This window comes from Streptomyces sp. NPDC029044, from assembly GCF_040637495.1.
GTDB lineage: Bacteria > Actinomycetota > Actinomycetes > Streptomycetales > Streptomycetaceae > Streptomyces.
In genome coordinates, this window is sequence record NZ_JBEZWN010000011.1 from 96,729 (window position 1) to 113,214 (window position 16,486).

Annotated in this window: 15 protein-coding genes and 1 other RNA gene; 4 read left to right on the forward strand and 12 right to left on the reverse strand. The window is 71.3% G+C overall.

What is annotated here, in order from left to right:
• Positions 1–23: 23 nt before the first annotated feature.
• Both AB0E85_RS12870 and AB0E85_RS12875 read right to left on the reverse strand, forming a co-directional pair.
• On the reverse strand, positions 24–863 hold the full coding sequence (locus tag AB0E85_RS12870) for a hypothetical protein (protein WP_361925505.1): 840 nt from the start codon (positions 861–863) through the stop codon (positions 24–26).
• A 12-nt stretch (positions 864–875) separates the two neighbouring features.
• Complete coding sequence (locus tag AB0E85_RS12875; protein WP_361925507.1) at positions 876–1,121, reverse strand: hypothetical protein; 246 nt, start codon at positions 1,119–1,121, stop codon at positions 876–878.
• A gap of 272 nt (positions 1,122–1,393) precedes the next feature.
• Here AB0E85_RS12875 and AB0E85_RS12880 point away from each other — a divergent pair, with 272 nt between their 5' ends.
• The 3 genes from AB0E85_RS12880 (at position 1,394) to AB0E85_RS12890 (ending at position 5,938) form a co-directional block, all read left to right on the forward strand.
• A complete protein-coding gene (locus tag AB0E85_RS12880) occupies positions 1,394–2,602 on the forward strand; it encodes an MFS transporter (protein WP_361925509.1) in 1,209 nt (402 codons plus the stop codon).
• Positions 2,603–2,678: 76 nt separating this feature from the next.
• Complete coding sequence (yicI, locus tag AB0E85_RS12885; RefSeq protein WP_361925511.1) at positions 2,679–4,928, forward strand: alpha-xylosidase; 2,250 nt, start codon at positions 2,679–2,681, stop codon at positions 4,926–4,928.
• A complete protein-coding gene (locus AB0E85_RS12890) occupies positions 4,928–5,938 on the forward strand; it encodes a LacI family DNA-binding transcriptional regulator (RefSeq protein ID WP_361925513.1) in 1,011 nt (336 codons plus the stop codon). The genes yicI and AB0E85_RS12890 overlap by 1 nt, the downstream gene beginning before the upstream one ends.
• Here the strand turns inward: AB0E85_RS12890 and AB0E85_RS12895 are convergent.
• The 6 genes from AB0E85_RS12895 to ftsE form a co-directional block, all read right to left on the reverse strand.
• Complete coding sequence (locus AB0E85_RS12895) at positions 5,918–6,337, reverse strand: hypothetical protein (protein ID WP_361925515.1); 420 nt, start codon at positions 6,335–6,337, stop codon at positions 5,918–5,920. The two genes, AB0E85_RS12890 and AB0E85_RS12895, sit on opposite strands and share 21 nt — an antisense overlap.
• Positions 6,338–6,408: 71 nt before the next feature.
• Positions 6,409–6,797, reverse strand: a transfer-messenger RNA (tmRNA) gene (gene ssrA / locus AB0E85_RS12900).
• A 100-nt stretch (positions 6,798–6,897) separates the two neighbouring features.
• Positions 6,898–7,380, reverse strand: coding sequence for an SsrA-binding protein SmpB (gene smpB, locus AB0E85_RS12905; protein ID WP_031139982.1), 483 nt, complete (start codon positions 7,378–7,380; stop codon positions 6,898–6,900).
• Between the two features lie 46 nt (positions 7,381–7,426).
• Positions 7,427–8,596, reverse strand: a complete 1,170-nt coding sequence (locus AB0E85_RS12910; RefSeq protein ID WP_361925518.1) for a S41 family peptidase — start codon at positions 8,594–8,596, stop codon at positions 7,427–7,429.
• 68 nt (positions 8,597–8,664) lie between these two features.
• Positions 8,665–9,582: a permease-like cell division protein FtsX gene (ftsX, locus tag AB0E85_RS12915; protein ID WP_361925520.1), complete on the reverse strand. Its 918-nt coding sequence runs from the start codon at positions 9,580–9,582 to the stop codon at positions 8,665–8,667.
• A gap of 40 nt (positions 9,583–9,622) precedes the next feature.
• Positions 9,623–10,312: a cell division ATP-binding protein FtsE gene (gene ftsE, locus AB0E85_RS12920; protein ID WP_003990615.1), complete on the reverse strand. Its 690-nt coding sequence runs from the start codon at positions 10,310–10,312 to the stop codon at positions 9,623–9,625.
• 256 nt (positions 10,313–10,568) lie between these two features.
• Here ftsE and AB0E85_RS12925 point away from each other — a divergent pair, with 256 nt between their 5' ends.
• Positions 10,569–10,760, forward strand: coding sequence for a hypothetical protein (locus tag AB0E85_RS12925; RefSeq protein ID WP_062927170.1), 192 nt, complete (start codon positions 10,569–10,571; stop codon positions 10,758–10,760).
• A 102-nt stretch (positions 10,761–10,862) separates the two neighbouring features.
• On the opposite strand, the gene AB0E85_RS12930 is transcribed toward AB0E85_RS12925, so the two are convergent.
• From AB0E85_RS12930 to AB0E85_RS12945, 4 genes are all read right to left on the reverse strand, one after another.
• Positions 10,863–11,522 (reverse strand): hypothetical protein, encoded by a 660-nt coding sequence (locus AB0E85_RS12930; RefSeq protein ID WP_361925522.1) that lies wholly within the window; start codon positions 11,520–11,522, stop codon positions 10,863–10,865.
• A 290-nt stretch (positions 11,523–11,812) separates the two neighbouring features.
• A complete protein-coding gene (prfB, locus tag AB0E85_RS12935; protein ID WP_361925524.1) occupies positions 11,813–12,916 on the reverse strand; it encodes a peptide chain release factor 2 in 1,104 nt (367 codons plus the stop codon).
• Positions 12,917–13,284: 368 nt separating this feature from the next.
• The gene (locus AB0E85_RS12940; protein ID WP_361925526.1) at positions 13,285–14,526 is read right to left on the reverse strand and encodes a serine/threonine-protein kinase; all 1,242 of its coding nucleotides are present in this window, start codon (positions 14,524–14,526) and stop codon (positions 13,285–13,287) included.
• Between the two features lie 122 nt (positions 14,527–14,648).
• On the reverse strand, positions 14,649–16,343 hold the full coding sequence (locus tag AB0E85_RS12945; protein ID WP_361925528.1) for a serine/threonine-protein kinase: 1,695 nt from the start codon (positions 16,341–16,343) through the stop codon (positions 14,649–14,651).
• Between the last annotated feature and the right edge of the window lie 143 nt (positions 16,344–16,486).

The following is a 16,486-nucleotide window of genomic DNA, read 5'->3' on the forward strand; positions in this document are numbered from 1 at the left end:
GGGCGTGCGCGGCCCTGTCGAACTCAGGGGCGGGTGCCCTTCAGGGAGGGCCCGGCCTCGCCCGTCCGAGGGCCCGGGTCCTTCGGGCCCTCCGCGTTCTTCCGGCCTGCCGCACCCGTGTCCGGCGGAGCCTGCCCCACCCGGTGACGGGGTACCGACCGCATCGGCGGCCTGGTCAGGGTGATCTGGCGGACGACCTGCTGGAAGCACGCCAGGGCGGCGAGGCCGGGCAGGGCGGCCGCCGCGGTGCCGAGGACGGTCCGGGGCGCCTGGACCACGCACAGCAGCACGGCGATGGAGGAGAAGACCAGGACCACGCACCAGGAGTGCACGGCACGGCGCTGGTGCAGCGCGGCACGCAGGACGGACAGCGAACCCACCAGCCAGGGCCCGTACACCAGCAGCGGCCACCAGGTGCGCAGGCCCCTCGCCGCGGGGGACACGGCGACCAGCCGCAGGGGGTCGTAGGCGACGATGCCGCTCAGGAGGCTCACCGCGGAGGCGATGACGGCCGCGAGGGCGGCGACCAGGAAGCTGGTGGTGCGGAGCAGGCCGTGGCCTTTGCGCGCCCGGACCCTGCGGTGCCGCCGGGGTACTTCCCGTACGGGCGGCAGTTCCTCGGTGATGTCCTGGAGCCGCCGCATATGGGTGCCCGGGGCGGCGGCCGGTGCCGGATCCGCGACGGGGGCCGGGTCCTCGTCCCGGGGGGCGGGAATCCTCGTCGCCTGCTCCCCGAGGGCCTCCTCCAGGATGAACGCCAGTTCCTCGGCGGGGTCCCAGGTCGGGTCGGGCGGGGTGAGGGGAGTGATGAAATCGCGGGCCGGAGCCCGGTGCCGGCCGGTGCCCTCTACTTTGTCGTACATGGCGGGGCCCGACTATTCCGCAAGCGCGAAAGCGGGCCAATCCGTGGCACTGATCCACCGGCGGGCGAGATCCTTTTCCAGCGCGCTCATGCGGTCGATGAAATCGCGCAGGACCGGCTCGGTCACCTGCAACGCGACCGGGCAACCCCCTCTGGTGAGCGTCCCGTTGACGGTCGCCGACGAGTGCGCTGGAGCGGGAATGTAGGTGTACGGGCCGAGCGTTACCGCCCAGCCGTCTTTCCTGGTCGCCTCGGTCATGTACCGACTAACCGTCGCCCCACTTCGGCGGATGCGCGGCAAACGAGTGAAGGAATTTCCCGAATGAACATCTTTTCCATGCGCCATGAGGAGCATTAGGAATCTCCATATCCCTGTATGAAGAACAAGGAGCGAACGTTTCCCGCCATGCCCTTCCGGCCGTCCCGTCGCGGATCCACAACCCGCGTGCGTGGGGATCCACAACCCAAGTGCGTGACCGAGCACGGAACAGGTGTTGGACCGCTTGATCGTCCCCGGGCGAGGGTGGACGCATGCCGCAACTCTCCCCGTATCGCCGCCTGTTCCGTCTGCCGGGCACCCGCGCGTTCACCGCCGGGAACCTCATCGCCCGGCTGCCGATGGGCATGTTCAGCGTCAGCGCGGTCGTAATGATCGCCGGGAGCCGGGGCTCGTACGCCCTCGCCGGTGCCGTCACGGCGACGGGGCTCGCGGCGACCGCCCTGGTCGCTCCGTGGATCGCCCGGCTCATCGACCGGCACGGCCAGGCCCGGGTGGCCCTGCCCGCCACGGTGATCGCCGTCCTCGGCTCGCTCTGCCTGCTGCTGTGTGTGCGCCACGACGCCCCCGACTGGACCCTGTTCGCCTCCTACGCCGCCACCGCCACCACCCCCAACACCGGCGGCATGTCCCGGGCCCGCTGGGCGCATCTGCTGGCCGGCGACCCGAAGGCGCTGCACACCGCCAACTCCTTCGAGCAGGCGGCGGACGAACTGTGCTTCATGCTGGGCCCGGTGCTCGCGGCCTTCCTGTGCGGGGCGTTCTTCCCCGAGGCGGGCACGCTCGTGGGCGCGGTGCTGCTGCTGACCGGGATGGTCCTGTTCACGACCCGGCGCGCGACGGAGCCCCCGGTGCGCACACACATACCCGGCAGGGCGCCCCTGCGCGCACCCGGCATCCCCCCGCTGCTCGCGGTCTGCCTGGCGATGGGCGCCGTCTTCGGAGCGACGGAGGTCGTCACGCTGGCGTTCGCCGACGCGCAGGGGCGGCAGTCGGCGGCCGGCGTCGTGCTCGCCCTCCAGGCCGCGGGCTCCTGCGCGGCGGGCCTGCTGTACGGCGCCGCGCGGCCCGCCGGTCCGGCCGCTGCGCGGCTGCCCTGGTGCGTGGCGGCGATGGCCGCGCTGCTGGCCCTGCCGCTGCTGGCCACGGCCCTCACCGGTTCGCTCCTCGCCCTGGCGGCGGCGCTGCTGGTCGCCGGGATGGCGACGGCCCCGACGATGGTCACCACGATGACGCTGGTGCAGGAGCGCACCCCGGAGGGCCGGCTGAACGAGGGCATGACCCTCGCGGTGACGGGACTGCTCGGCGGCATCGCCTGCGGCAGCGCGATCGGTGGCTGGACCGTGGAACACGTCTCCCCGACGGCGGGTTACGTGGTCCCGGTGACGGCGGCATCCGTGGCCCTGGTGCTGTCCCTGGTACCCGCTTCGAATCGCTTCACTGTTGTACCCACGCCCCATTGACGCCCTCAGATCCCCCGCTTACGTTCGGATCGTCGAAGCGCTTCGACGTCATGCGCCGGGAGAGTAGGGACCCCACATGAAGTTCACCGACGGCTACTGGCTCCTGCGCGAGGGCGTCACCGCGGCCCACCCGGCCCAGGCCCTCGACGTCACCGAGGCGGACGGCGCCCTGGAGATCCACGCGCCGACCCGGCCCATCCGCTCCCGCGGCGACCTGATGACCGGCCCGGTCCTCACGGTCAGGGTGCACACCCCCATGCCCGGCGTCATCGGCCTGACCCTGACGCACTTCACCGGCGGCGAGCCGCGCGGCCCCGAGTTCGAGCTCACGGCGTCGGACACCACCGCGGAGATCTCCTGCGACGACGAGCACGCGACCCTGACCTCCGGTGACCTGTCGGTCCGGCTGGCCCTCGGCGGGCCGTGGCACGTCGAGTTCCTCGCGCACGGCCGTACGCTCACCAGCAGCGGCCACAGGAACGCGGGCATCATGCGGGACGCCTCGGGCGCCCACCACCTGCGCGAGCAACTGGTCCTCAACGTCGGCACGTCCGTCTACGGCCTCGGTGAGCGCTTCGGCCCGCTGGTGAAGAACGGCCAGGTCGTCGACATCTGGCAGGCCGACGGCGGCACGTGCAGCGAACAGGCCTACAAGAACGTGCCGTTCTACCTCACGGACGCGGGCTACGGCGTCTTCGTCGACCACCCGGGCGAGGTGTCGTTCGAGGTCGCCTCGGAGGTGGTCTCCCGGGTGCAGTTCAGCGCGGAGACGCAGGAGCTGACCTACTACGTCGTCCACGGCCCCACGCCGAAGGAGATCCTGCGCAGGTACACGGCCCTGACCGGCCGCCCGGCCCTGCCGCCCGCCTGGTCGTTCGGCCTGTGGCTGTCGACGTCCTTCACCACCTCCTACGACGAGGAGACGGTGACGTCCTTCATCGACGGCATGCGGGAGCGTGAACTGCCGCTGTCCGTCTTCCACTTCGACTGCTTCTGGATGCGCGAGTACAACTGGTGCGACTTCCGGTGGGATCCCCGCGTCTTTCCCGATCCGGAGGGCATGCTGGCCCGGCTGAAGGCCCGCGACCTGCACGTCTCCGTCTGGATCAATCCGTACATCGCCCAGCGCTCCCCGCTGTTCGCCGAGGGCAGGGCGCTCGGGCACCTGCTGAGGCGGCCGGACGGCAGCGTCTGGCAGTGGGACATGTGGCAGCCCGGCATGGCCCTGGTCGACTTCACCTCCCCGGCCGCGCGCGACTGGTACGCCGCCAAGCTGGAGGCGCTGCTCGCGCAGGGCGTCGACTGCTTCAAGACCGACTTCGGCGAACGGGTGCCGCTCGACGTGGTCTGGTCCGACGGCTCGGACCCGGAGCGGATGCACAACTACTACACGTACCTGTACAACCGCACGGTCTTCGAGGTGCTGCGCAAGCACCGGGGCGAGCAGGAAGCCGTTGTCTTCGCACGGTCGGCGACGGCGGGGAGCCAGCAGTTCCCCGTGCACTGGGGCGGGGACTGCGAGGCGACATACGAGTCGATGGCTGAGTCGCTGCGCGGCGGCCTGTCCCTCGGCCTGTCGGGATTCGGCTTCTGGAGCCATGACATCGGCGGCTTCGAGGGCACCCCCACTCCGGCCCTGTTCAAGCGCTGGCTGGCCTTCGGACTGCTCTCCTCGCACAGCCGCCTGCACGGCAGCAGCTCCTACCGGGTCCCCTGGCAGTTCGACGAGGAGTCGGTGGACGTGGCCCGCCACTTCACCCGGCTGAAGCTCCGCCTCATGCCCTACCTGTACGAGACGGCCCGCGCGGCCCACACCGAGGGCCTGCCCATGATGCGGGCCATGGTGCTGGAGTTCCCGGACGACCCGGGGTGCGCGCACCTGGAACGGCAGTACATGCTCGGTTCGGACCTGCTGGTCGCCCCGGTGTTCAGCGACGAGGGCGACGTCACGTACTACGTGCCCGAGGGCACCTGGACCCACTTCCTGACCGGTGGGACGGTGACCGGCCCGCGCTGGGTGCGCGAGCGCCACGGCTTCCTGAGCGCGCCGCTGCTGGTGCGGCCCGGTGCGGTGATCCCGGTCGGCGCGCGGGACGACCGCCCGGACTACGACCACGCCGACGGGGTGACGCTGCGGGCGTACGGCCTGCGGCCCGGCGACGAGGTGACGGTGCCGGTCGGGGACGTGACCTTCACGGTCGTCCGCGAGGGGAACACCCTGCGGGCGACGTGCGGCGCCCCGGTAGCCGCCTGGAGCCTGGCGGCCGGCGACCGCGAGGTCCAGGCCCCGCCCGGGACGGGGCGCCTCACACTGGAGCTCGGCTGATGGTCGGGATCACGGACGTGGCACGACGGGCCGGGGTCTCCCCCAGCACCGTCTCCTACGCGCTGAGCGGCAAGCGCCCGATCTCTGAGGAGACCCGGCGGCGCGTCGAGGCGGCCGTCCGCGACCTGGGCTACCGCCCCCGCGCGGGCGCCCGCGGCCCGGCCGGCGGCCGACGGAACGTCCTGGCCCTGGCGGCGCCGCTCCGCCCCGGCGTGCACATCCCGGTGGTGATGCGGCTGGCGGTGTCGGTGGTGACGACGGCCCGCGCGCACGACCACGACGTCCTGCTCCTCACCCAGGAGGAGGCGGAGGAGGGCCTGGCCCGCGCCCTGGACGCGGCGTCGGTGGGCGGGCTGCTGCTGGCGGACGTCGAACTCCACGACCCCCGCCTCCCCCGGCTCCGCTTCCCGGACAGCCCGTCGGTCCTGATCGGCGTCCCGGCGAACCCGCGCGGTCTGACCTGCGTGGACCTCGACTTCAAGGCGGCGGGCGAAGCCTGTGTGAACCACCTGGCGGGGCTGGGCCACCGCACGGTCGCCCTGATCGGTTCACCCCCGGAGGTCTACCTCCGCAGGACGGCCTACGCCCACCACCTGATGCAGGGCTTCACCACGGCAGCCGCCCGGCACGGCCTCACCACGTCCGTCCACCCGGGCGACCCCGACCCCGCCACGGCCCCCCGGCTCGCCGAACGGCTGGTCCGCGACCATCCCGCCCTCACCGCCGTGGTCATCCACAACGAACCTCTCCTGGCCCCCCTGATCACCGCCTTCGAACACCTCGGCCTGCGGGTCCCCGCCGACCTCTCCGTCACCGCGGTCTGCCCCGACGACCTGGCGACGACGCCCCGCGTCCCGGTCACCTCGGTGACCCTGCCGTCCGAGGAGCTGGGCGCCCGCGCCGTGGACCTCCTGATACAGAAGCTGCACGGCACCCCCGCCCCGGAAACGACGCTGCTGCCACCCCGCCTGACGGAACGGGCGAGCACGTCACGCCGGGTGACGGCCTAGCAGGGCGGCCTCCAGCCGCTCCCCCGTCATCTCGATGACCACGGCGTCCTTCCGCATGCTCTCGGGCAGATGAACGTACTCGTCCGGACGGCACACGACCCTGCCTGCGCTCGGATCGAGAGCGACCGCACCCAGCCGGGACGCCAGCTCGGCGAGAATGACGAAGACCGCGCCGGAATGCGGGCGTTCCACCAGGATGCCGGTGTCGTCGGCGAAGATCTCGGCCTCACCGCCGTCATCGGCCCTGATCCAGAACCGGAGGGCCCCGTCCTGGTCGATACGGAGCCTGGGGTCCCCGACGTCGTGGGGTTCCAGGACGGTCCGGACCAGCTCCAGATCCAGCGCTACGGGGACGTCGGCGCCCTCGGCGAACTTGTAGAGCGACGGGCTGTAGCCCATGAGACCTCCTCGACGACCCATGACAAAGGCCCCGCCGCTCAAGAGCGGCGGGGCCTTTGCCCACATGGGATGAGTGGAGATGGCGGGAATCGAACCCGCGTCCAACGGTGCAGAACCAGGGCTTCTCCGTGTGCAGTTCGCTGCGATTTTCTCGGCCCCGGCGATCACGCGAACAAGTCGCCGACGGGCCCAGTCACTGTTTGATTTCCCATCGAACCCCGTGACCGGGCTCGATGGTTTAGTTCCCTAGCTTATGCCAGGATCCGGGTCGGGAACACTCCCGGGCTGACACCCATTTAGGGTCCTTCAGTCACTGCTTATCAGGCAGCGAGGGCGAAGGACTGGGAATCGCGCTTGGTATTGGCGATTATTTTTTGCGACATATGGTTTACGAGATCATTGCCGCTTCCTCGACACGCTTCCCCTGCTTCGACAGCCGCTGTCGAAACCGATCATCCCCATGTTGTGTTGACAATCCCCTCCGGAGAGGGGGCGCGCACCCGCTGTGGGGTGCAGGCACCATCGTACGTGACCAACGCAGGTCGGTGCCAGCGTATTCCCTACGCCCCGCGCTGCCTCCGCTTCACCGCCGCGATCGCGCGGTCGGTCTCGCGGCGGTCCTGCTTCTCCCGCAGCGCCTGACGCTTGTCGTACTCCTTCTTGCCCTTCGCCAGCGCGATCTCGACCTTGGCCCGGCCGTCCTTGAAGTACAGCGCGAGCGGCACGATGGTGTGGCCCGTCTCCCCCGACTTCGACTCCAGCTTGTCGATCTCGGCGCGGTGCAGCAGCAGCTTCCGCTTGCGCCGGGCGCTGTGGTTGGTCCACGTGCCCTGGCTGTACTCCGGCACGTGCACGTTGTGCAGCCACGCCTCGTTCCCGTCGAGCTGCACGAAGCCGTCGACCAGCGACGCCCGTCCCTGGCGCAGGGACTTCACCTCGGTCCCGGTGAGGACCAGGCCGGCCTCGTAGGTGTCGATGATGAGGTAGTCGTGCCGCGCCTTCTTGTTCTGCGCGATCAGCTTGCGCCCTTTTTCCTTAGCCATAGTGCCGACCATTTTCGCACTACGGAGGGGCTCTGCGGAAAGTCGATTACGAGGGGCTCGCGAGGCCGCGCAGTACGGCCTGGGCCCGGGGGAGGGCGTCCTCGCCCGTCTCCAGGTCGGGCGTGATGCCCCGGCCGTCGACCCCGCGGCCGGAGGGGGTGCGGTAGTGCCCGACGGTCAGCTCCGCGACGGAGCCGTCGGGCAGCTCGCTCGGCATCTGGACCGAGCCCTTGCCGAAGGTGCGGGAGCCCACCACGAGCGCCCGCCCGCGGTCCTGTACGGCGCCGGTGAGGAGCTCGGCCGCGCTCATCGTCCCGCCGTCGACGAGCGCGACCAGGGGTCTCGTGGTGTCCCCGCCGGGCTCGGCGTGCAGGGCGCGCTGCTCGCCGTCGACGTCGTAGGTGGCGACCAGGCCGCCGTCGAGGAAGGCGGAGGCGGCGGTCACCGCCTCGCCGACCAGGCCACCGGGGTTGCCGCGCAGGTCGAGGACGATGCCGGCGCCGGGCGGGGACTGCCGTACGGCCTCGCGGACCTGGTGGCCGGAGTCCTTGGTGAAGGTGGCGACCTTGATCACGGTCACCCGGCCGTCGAGTTCCCGGACGGTCACCGCGTCCGTGGAGAGCCTGGCCCGGCGCAGGGTTTCGGTCCACGCGCGGCCGCCGCGTTCCAGGCCGAGGCGGACGGTCGTACCGGCGGGGGCGTCGGTGGCGTCCCCGCGCAGTAAGGAGACGACCTCCGTGACGGGACGGCCGTCGGTCTTCTCGCCGTCGACGCTGCGCAACAGGTCTCCGGGGCGGATCCCGGCGGTGGCGGCGGGCGAACCGGCCCGCACCTTCGTCACCTCGATACGGCCGTCCCGTTCGCTGCGGGCCCACAGGCCGACGCCGGTGTACTGGCCGTCGAGGGACTCCTCGAACTCCTCGTACTCACCCCGGGAGTAGACGGCGGCCCAGCGGTCCCCGCTGCGGCTGACGGCGCGCTTGGCGGCCTGGACCGGGGACGTGCCGTCGGCCATGGCCTCCTCGGCGGCCCGGGTGACGTCCGCGTGGCGCCCGGCCGTACCGGCCGAACGAGCCTCGTCCGGGGCGGACTTCCCCTGGCTCTGCGGCAACGCCCCCGTGGCCGCTCCGGCGACGAGCACGCTCGCGAACACCAACGTCAGGGCGGCCCCGCGACGGATGCGACGGGGCTGACAGAACGGGTCACGACCTGACATGCCGGTGAGTCTAGGACAAGCGGAAGGGCCGTACGGTCGGTTGACCGCACGGCCCCTCTTGGTATGCGTCACACCTTCAAGTACTTGCGCAGCGCGAAGAACGCGGCCAACGCGGGCATCAGGAGGCTCGTGGCGAGGATGAGCGGGAGCTTGGTGAGGACGGCGTCCCAGCCGATGAAGTTGATCAGTGTCAGCTGGTCGGCCAGGGCGAGTCCGTGGTCGATGAGGAAGTACCGGGCGAGCAGCAGGAAGCCGCACGCGAGGGTGCCGCCGATGAGTCCGGCGACCGCGGCCTCCATGATGAACGGCGCCTGGATGTAGAAGCCGGAGGCGCCGACCAGCCGCATGATGCCGGTCTCACGCCGGCGGCTGAACGCGGAGACGCGCACGGTGTTGACGATCAGCATCAACGCGACGACCAGCATCAGCGCCATCACCGCGCGGGCGGCCCAGTTCATGCCGTTCAGCAGCTTGAAGAGGTTGTCCAGGATGCCCTTCTGGTCCTGCACGGACTGCACGCCGTCCCGGCCGTTGAAGGCGGTGGCGATGACCTGGTACTTCTCCGGGTCCTTCAGCTTGATGCGGTACGACTCCTGCATCTGGTCCGGCGTGAGGGAGCTGGCGAGCGGGGAGTCGCCGAACTGCTCCTTGTAGTGCTTGTACGCCTGGTCCTGCGTCTCGTACGTGACCGCCTGGACGACGTCCATCTTGTCGAGGTCGGCCTTGATCTGCTTCTTCTGGTCGTCGGTCACCGCGCCCTTGGCGCAGTTGGGGTCGGACTCGGCGTCGCTCTTGTTGCAGAGGAAGATCGAGACGTTGACCTTGTCGTACCAGTAGCCCTTCATGGTGCTGACCTGGTCACTCATCAGGAGCGACCCGCCGAACAGGGCGAGCGACAGGGCGACGGAGACGACGACGGCGAAGGTCATCGTCAGGTTGCGGCGGAGACCGACACCGATCTCCGACAGGACGAACTGGGCGCGCATGGCGACTGGTTATGCCTTTCCGTGGATCTCGGGTGCGGTATCAGTGCTGGTAGCCGTAGACACCGCGGGCCTGGTCGCGGACGAGGCGGCCCTTCTCCAGTTCGATGACGCGCTTGCGCATCTGGTCCACGATGTTCTGGTCGTGCGTGGCCATCACCACGGTCGTGCCCGTCCGGTTGATGCGGTCGAGCAGCTTCATGATGCCGACGGAGGTCTGCGGGTCGAGGTTGCCGGTGGGCTCGTCGGCGATGAGCAGCTTGGGCCGGTTGACGAAGGCCCGCGCGATGGCGACGCGCTGCTGTTCACCACCGGACAGCTCGCCGGGCATCCGGTCCTCCTTGCCGCCGAGCCCGACGAGGTCGAGCACCTGGGGCACGGACTTGCGGATCTCACCGCGCGACTTGCCGATGACCTCCTGCGCGAAGGCGACGTTCTCGCCGACCGTCTTGTTGGGCAGCAGGCGGAAGTCCTGGAACACCGTCCCCAGCTGGCGCCGCATCTGCGGCACCTTCCAGTTGGAGAGGCGGGCGAGATCCTTGCCCAGAACGTGCACCTGTCCGTGACTGCACCGCTCCTCGCGGAGGATCAGCCGCAGGAAGGTGGACTTTCCGGAGCCGGAGGACCCCACGAGGAAGACGAACTCGCCCTTCTCGACCTCCAGGGAGACATCCCTGAGGGCGGGGCGGGTCTGCTTGGGGTAGACCTTGGAGACATTGTCGAATCGGATCACGGATGCACCACGGGTCGCCGGGGGTAGATGAGCGTGACCATACGCGAACCGGGTGGGGCACCGCAGTCACCGACTGTGGTTGCGCCACGGATGTGCCGTTTTATGCCGAGCCCGGAAGGGCGCGGGAGACTGTGCGTACAACCACAGAAAATGCGCAGCCGCGCGACGGCGGTCGGAACCTGGCAAAGTGGAGGGGGGAACATTCCCACCCCCACGGACGTTGGACACGTGGAACCGGCGCAAGGAGGGCAAGCGCATGACGTACGACCGGCTGGTGTGCGCGAACTGCGCGTCCCCCGTGAACGAGGGCCGTTGCCCCGTGTGCCGCGCGAACCGTGAGCGGATGCAGCAGGAGAACTTCCTCGCGGGCATGAACCCGATGGCTCTGATCGCACTGCTGACGGTGCTGATCGCCGCGGTGGCCCTGCTGGCACACCAGACCGCGTAAGCCGGTACCGCAGCCCCCAGACATGGCCGAGGGCCCGGAGCGTTTCGCTCCGGGCCCTCGGTGGTGTCGCTGCGCGTACGGTCCGTACGGTCGCGGCTACCGTCAGGCGGCGGCCCCGCCGCGGCCGCCCGCGAGGCGCGGCAGCAGGCGGAAGCCGACACCGCCGGCGATCATCGTGGCGGCGCCGATCACCAGGAAGGTGGTCTGCGCGGCACCCGTCTCGGCGAGCTCCTGGCCGTTGCCCTGGGCCTGCGGGGCCGGGGTGGAGTCCGAGCCGATCTCGGTGAGGGAGGAGGAGCCCTCCTCCTGCGGCGAGGTGCCACCGTCGGGGTCGGCGTTGTTGCCGTCGCCGATGCTGCCGCCGTTGCCGTTGCCGTTGCCGCCGCCGTTGCCGCCGCCGTTGCCGTTCCCGTTGCCCGGGTCGGACGGGACGTCGGTCGGGTCCTCGGTGGGCTCGGTGGGCTCGTCAGTGGGCTCGGTCGGCTCGTCGGTGGGCTCCTCGGTCGACGGCGGGTCCGTCGGGAGGTCCGTCGGCGGGTCCGTCGGGAGGTCCGTCGGCGGGTCCGTCGGGAGCTCGGTCGGCGGGTCCGTCGGGTCCTCGTCGCCGGCGCTCACGCCGACGCCGACGCTGGTGTCGCCGAGGCCGACGCTCACGCCCAGGTCGAGAGCGGATGCCGCACCGGCGGCGGTCAGCGAGGCACCGGCGGCGATCACGGCACCGGCCGCTATCCGCGCGACACGGATCCGCGTCTTCTTCGTCATGTGGTTGCTACCCCCAGTAGCTCATCGTCATTAGGCAGCGCTCGGGGCTGTGCTCGACGGGGAAAGCCGCGGTGAAAGGCCCCCCGGTTCACATGCGCCCCAGAGACACGCATGCCGCGCTTTACCCTTCCCACTTTTCAAGAACACGTCAAGGCCGTTTGCAGCCGCCATGTCCAACTACGGGGGCTATGCCGGGAGTCTGAGGCTGTGAGTGTGATGTAAAACCCAGACATGGGGGTACAGAAAAGGCAACTGCCGCCCTGACGGCGGCAGTTGCCATGTCGACAAACTTACTTCTCCTGCTGCTTGCGCCAGCGAATTCCGGCCTCGATGAAGCCGTCGATCTCGCCGTTGAACACCGCCTCGGGGTTGCCGACCTCGAACTCGGTGCGCAGGTCCTTGACCATCTGGTACGGGTGCAGGACGTACGAACGCATCTGGTTGCCCCAGGAACTGCCGCCGTCCTTGAGGGCGTCCATCTTGGCCCGCTCCTCCTGGCGCTGCCGCTCCAGCAGCTTGGCCTGGAGCACGTTCATGGCCGTCGCCTTGTTCTGGATCTGCGAGCGCTCGTTCTGGCAGGAGACGACGATGCCGGTGGGGATGTGGGTGAGCCGCACCGCGGAGTCGGTGGTGTTGACGCCCTGGCCGCCGGGGCCGGACGAGCGGTACACGTCCACGCGCAGTTCGGACTCGTCGATCTCGATGTGGTCGGTCTGCTCGACCACGGGCAGGATCTCGACGCCCGCGAAGGAGGTCTGCCGCCGGCCCTGGTTGTCGAAGGGCGAGATGCGCACGAGCCGGTGCGTGCCCTGCTCGACGGAGAGCGTGCCGTACGCGTAGGGCGCCTGGACGGCGAAGGTGGTCGACTTGATGCCGGCCTCCTCCGCGTACGACGTCTCGTAGACCTCGGTCTTGTAGCCGCGCTGCTCGGCCCAGCGCAGGTACATGCGCTGGAGCTTCTCGGCGAAGTCGGCGGCGTCGACGCCACCGGCCTCGGCGCGGATGTTCACCAGCGCCTCACGGGAGTCGTACTCGCCGGACAGGAGGGTGCGGACCTCCATCTCGTCCAGCGCCTTCTTCACGGCGGTGAGCTCGGACTCGGCCTCGGCGCGGGTGTCCGGGTCGTCCTCCTCCTCGGCCATTTCGAAGAGGACGCCCAGGTCGTCGATGCGACCGCGCAGGGCCTCGGCCTTGCGCACCTCGGCCTGGAGGTGGGACAGCTTGCTGGTGATCTTCTGCGCCTCATCGGGGTTGTCCCAGAGGGACGGCGCGGCCGCCTGCTCCTCGAGCACGGCGATGTCTGCCCTCATCTTGTCGAGGTCCAGAACGGCCTCGATCGACTCCATGGTCGAGGAGAGGGACTTGAGCTCTTCGGATACGTCGACGACTGCCACGCCCTCCAGCGTAACGGCTCCGCCCGGCGGCCATGCCCGGGCGGCCCGCACCGAGAGCGCCGGGGCGCCCGGGCGGTCACCGTGCCGGGGGCGAAAGCGCCGGCGTCCTGCGACGGCCTGCCCGGCAGGCTGCGGGCCCGACCGCGAGACCGGCTGCGGCCCGACGGCGAACCGGCTGCGGGCCCGACGGCGAACCGGCTGCGGGCCCGACGGCGAACCGGCTGCGCGCCGCGGGAAGAGCCGACGGCCGGCCACCGAACCGGCCGGCACGCTGCGGTCCGCGGCGCCGGGCCGCCCTGGGGCGGAGCATCCGTGTCCCGCGGCGGCTCCGGCGGCACATCACCCGGGGACGCTGGGCGGACGGCGGCTCAGGGGGTCTGCGGGGCGGAGTTCCTCGTGTCCTGGGGAGGTGCGCCGCCGTCGTCGTCCGACGTGGTCAGCCAGGCGCCGACCCCGATCGCCGCCGCGAGGGCGACCGCGCCCGCGCCCAGGGCCACCCGTCGGCGCCGGGCCGCGGCGCGGTTGCGGGCCGAGCCGGGGCGGGGGGTGCCCGCAGTGCGCGGGGCCCGGGCCGTGCCGTGGGCGCCGCCGGCCAGCTCGTCGGGGGCGGGGACGCGCATCGAGGTGTGGGTGTCGCGGTTGGAATCAGCCGGTTTCGCGCCCGGCACCAGGGGGACCGCGCCCCGCCGCCGTACCCGCTCCGGGGCCGGTCCGGTGGGCTGTTCCTCGCGGTCGGAGTCCTCCGCGGACTCGGTGTCGGGCTCGTCGACCTCCAGCGGCGGCATGCCCGCCAGCATCGGCAGCAGCTCCCGCAGCCGGGCCCCGAGCTCCGAGGCCCGCAGCCGCGAGGCAGGGGCCTTGGCCAGGCACTGCACCAGCAGCTGCCACAGCTCGTCCGGGATGCCGGGCAGCGGGACGACCGTCTCCGTGACGTGCCGGCGCAGCACCGCACCGGGGTGGCCGCCGCCGAAGGGAGTGAAGCCCGCCAGCAGCTCGTAGAGGACGGTGGCGAGCGCGTAGATGTCGACCGAGGCGCGCGGGGGCAGACCTTCGACGATCTCCGGGGCGAGGTAGTCCGGAGTGCCGATGATCTTCGTGGCCTTGGTGCGGCGCGGGGTGTCGATGAGCTTGGCCACGCCGAAGTCGGTCAGCAGGGCGCGGTGCGAGCCGCCGGGTCCGAGCGGGCCCTGCATGTCCAGGAGGACGTTCTCCGGTTTGACGTCCCGGTGCACGACGCCGGCGGCGTGCGCGGCCGCCAGTCCGTCGGCGATGTCGGCCGCGATCGCGACGGCCGCCTCGGGGGCCAGCCGCCGGTCCCGGTCGAGGCGGGTGCGCAGGTCCGTGCCGCGGACGAGGTCCATGACGAGTGCCAGGTCGTTGCCGTCGACGACCAGGTCGCGCACCGAGACGACGTGCGGGTGCTCCAGGCCGAGCAGCGCGGTGCGCTCCTGGACGAAGCGCCCGACGAGTTCCTGGTCGGACGCCAGGTCCTCGCGCAGCAGCTTGACGGCGACGGGGCCTTCCGGCCCCTCGCCCAGCCACACCGTGCCGGCGCTGCCCCGCCCCAGGATCTGGTGGGCGGTGTACCGGCTGCCGATCTTCCGTGCCAAGGCTGCTCCTACCGACGCGTGTTGTCGCTAAAACTACGCGTCCGGAGAGCCAACCTTCACCGTGGAAGCCGAAATCACCCGCCGGGTGTCGACAAATCACCAACCCCGCAGGGTGGTTCCGGTCAGTTCGTGCCGGAACTGCTCCCGAGCTTCTCGAACCAGCCGGTCACGGCGGAGAACCAGTCGGTGAGCTGGGCCCAGTAGCCCTTGGTGGTGCCGATCCAGCCCTGGAGCGGGCTCAGTTCCCAGATCAGCCAGCCCGCGACGAACAGGATGACGATCGTGAAGAGGCAGCCCTTCAGACAGCCCAGCCCGGGGATCCGCATCGGGTTGGCGCTGCGCTGCCGCGGCTGCCGGGGCTCGCGCTGCGGCCGCTGGGGCTGCTGGGGCTGGGCCGGGGGCGCGGGCGGGGCGTAGCGCTGCGGCGGCTGGGGCCGCTGGGGCTGCGGGGCGTACTGCTGGGGTTGCTGCTGCTGCGGGTGGCCGTAGCCGGGGCCGGGCGGGGGCGCCTGGCGGCGCGGGGGCTGCTGCTGGGGCCGGGCCACCTGGCGCTGGGGGCGGCGGCGCAGCGGGTCCTGGCCGGGGTCGAGGTACTGGACCTGCGTCTGCTCGTTGCGGTCGCGGGCCGCCCGCAGCTGGTTCTGCCAGGGGTGCGGGTCCTCGGGGCCGCCCTGCTGGTTCTGCTGGCCCGGGTGGCCGGGCGAGCCCGGCGGGACCGGCGGCATGACGGCGGTCGGGTCGGCCGCGCCCCGGTGGTTCATGACGGCGGTGGGGTCGGCGGCGCCGGCCGGGCCGCCGGTGTGCGGCATGACGCTGGTCGCGGCGTTCGGGTCGTACGAGCCGGCGCCCTGCGGGAGGACCTGGGTGGGGTCGGCCGCGCCGGGCGTGTCCGGCACCGGCGCGGGGGCCGGGTCGGGCACGAGGAGCATGCCGACGCCCTCGGCGGCGGCGATCTGCGCGGAGTTCGCGTGCACCCCGATGCCTTCGGCGACGACGCGCAGGCCGCGGGCGAGGTTCTCGGCGCTGGGCCGCTCGTCGGGGTTCTTGCGCAGGCAGCGCTCGATGACCGTCCACAGCGGGTCGGGGACGGTGGAAGGGCGGCGCGGCTCGGCGCTCAGGTGCTGGTGCAGCACTTCCAGGGCGGAGCCGCCGGAGAACGGCGGGCGGCCGGTGACCAGCTCGTACAGCAGGATGCCGGCGCCGTAGATGTCGACGGCGGAGGTCTGCGGACGGCCCTCCGCGGACTCGGGGGCGACATAGGCGGGCGTGCCGACGAACTCCTGGGTGCGGGTCAGCCCCGGGGAGTCGGCCAGGCGGGCGATGCCGAAGTCCGTCAGCAGCGGGTGCATCTGCCCGTCGTACTGCTGGAGCAGGACGTTGGCCGGCTTGAGGTCGCGGTGGACGACGCCGTCGGCGTGGCTGGCGGCGAGCGCGTCGGCGATCTGGGCGGTGAGCAGGGCCGCGGCGACCGGGGTGAAGGGCCCGTTCTCGCGCAGGTAGCGGTGCAGGTCGGGGCCCTCGACGAGGTCCATGACCAGCGCCAGCAGCTCACCCTCGACCACCAGGTCACGGACCCGGACGATGTTCGGGTGGGTCAGCCGGAGCAGGACGGAGCGCTCACGCAGGAACCGCATGACGATGTCCGGGTCGCCGGCCAGCTCCTCCTTGAGGACCTTGATCGCGACGGTCTCGCCGGGCTGCCCCGGCACGGCCGCCTCGGCGCCCGCGGTCTCGCGCTGGCGGGCTCGCCAGACGGTGCCCGTGGCGCCGCGTCCGAGCGGCTCCTCGAGCAGGTACTTGCTGCCTACCGGCCGCACGTCATGCGCTCCCTGGTGCTTGCCTTGCCTGCTGGCCTGTCCGACCCACTGTAGTGCCGGGGGGCCGGGGACCGGAGTGTCGTCTTTCTGTGGGTCTTACGTAGCGCCCCTCACACTCGTTCGAAGGAAAGACGCTCACCTCG

Coding starts and splice junctions, on each gene's coding strand:
- AB0E85_RS12870 (WP_361925505.1), bottom strand. CDS start 863: ATGTACGACAAAGTAGAGGGCACCGGCCGGCACCGGGCTCCGGCCCGC.
- AB0E85_RS12875 (WP_361925507.1), bottom strand. CDS start 1,121: ATGACCGAGGCGACCAGGAAAGACGGCTGGGCGGTAACGCTCGGCCCG.
- AB0E85_RS12880 (WP_361925509.1), top strand. CDS start 1,394: ATGCCGCAACTCTCCCCGTATCGCCGCCTGTTCCGTCTGCCGGGCACC.
- yicI (WP_361925511.1), top strand. CDS start 2,679: ATGAAGTTCACCGACGGCTACTGGCTCCTGCGCGAGGGCGTCACCGCG.
- AB0E85_RS12890 (WP_361925513.1), top strand. CDS start 4,928: ATGGTCGGGATCACGGACGTGGCACGACGGGCCGGGGTCTCCCCCAGC.
- AB0E85_RS12895 (WP_361925515.1), bottom strand. CDS start 6,337: ATGGGCTACAGCCCGTCGCTCTACAAGTTCGCCGAGGGCGCCGACGTC.
- smpB (WP_031139982.1), bottom strand. CDS start 7,380: ATGGCTAAGGAAAAAGGGCGCAAGCTGATCGCGCAGAACAAGAAGGCG.
- AB0E85_RS12910 (WP_361925518.1), bottom strand. CDS start 8,596: ATGTCAGGTCGTGACCCGTTCTGTCAGCCCCGTCGCATCCGTCGCGGG.
- ftsX (WP_361925520.1), bottom strand. CDS start 9,582: ATGCGCGCCCAGTTCGTCCTGTCGGAGATCGGTGTCGGTCTCCGCCGC.
- AB0E85_RS12925 (WP_062927170.1), top strand. CDS start 10,569: ATGACGTACGACCGGCTGGTGTGCGCGAACTGCGCGTCCCCCGTGAAC.
- AB0E85_RS12930 (WP_361925522.1), bottom strand. CDS start 11,522: ATGACGAAGAAGACGCGGATCCGTGTCGCGCGGATAGCGGCCGGTGCC.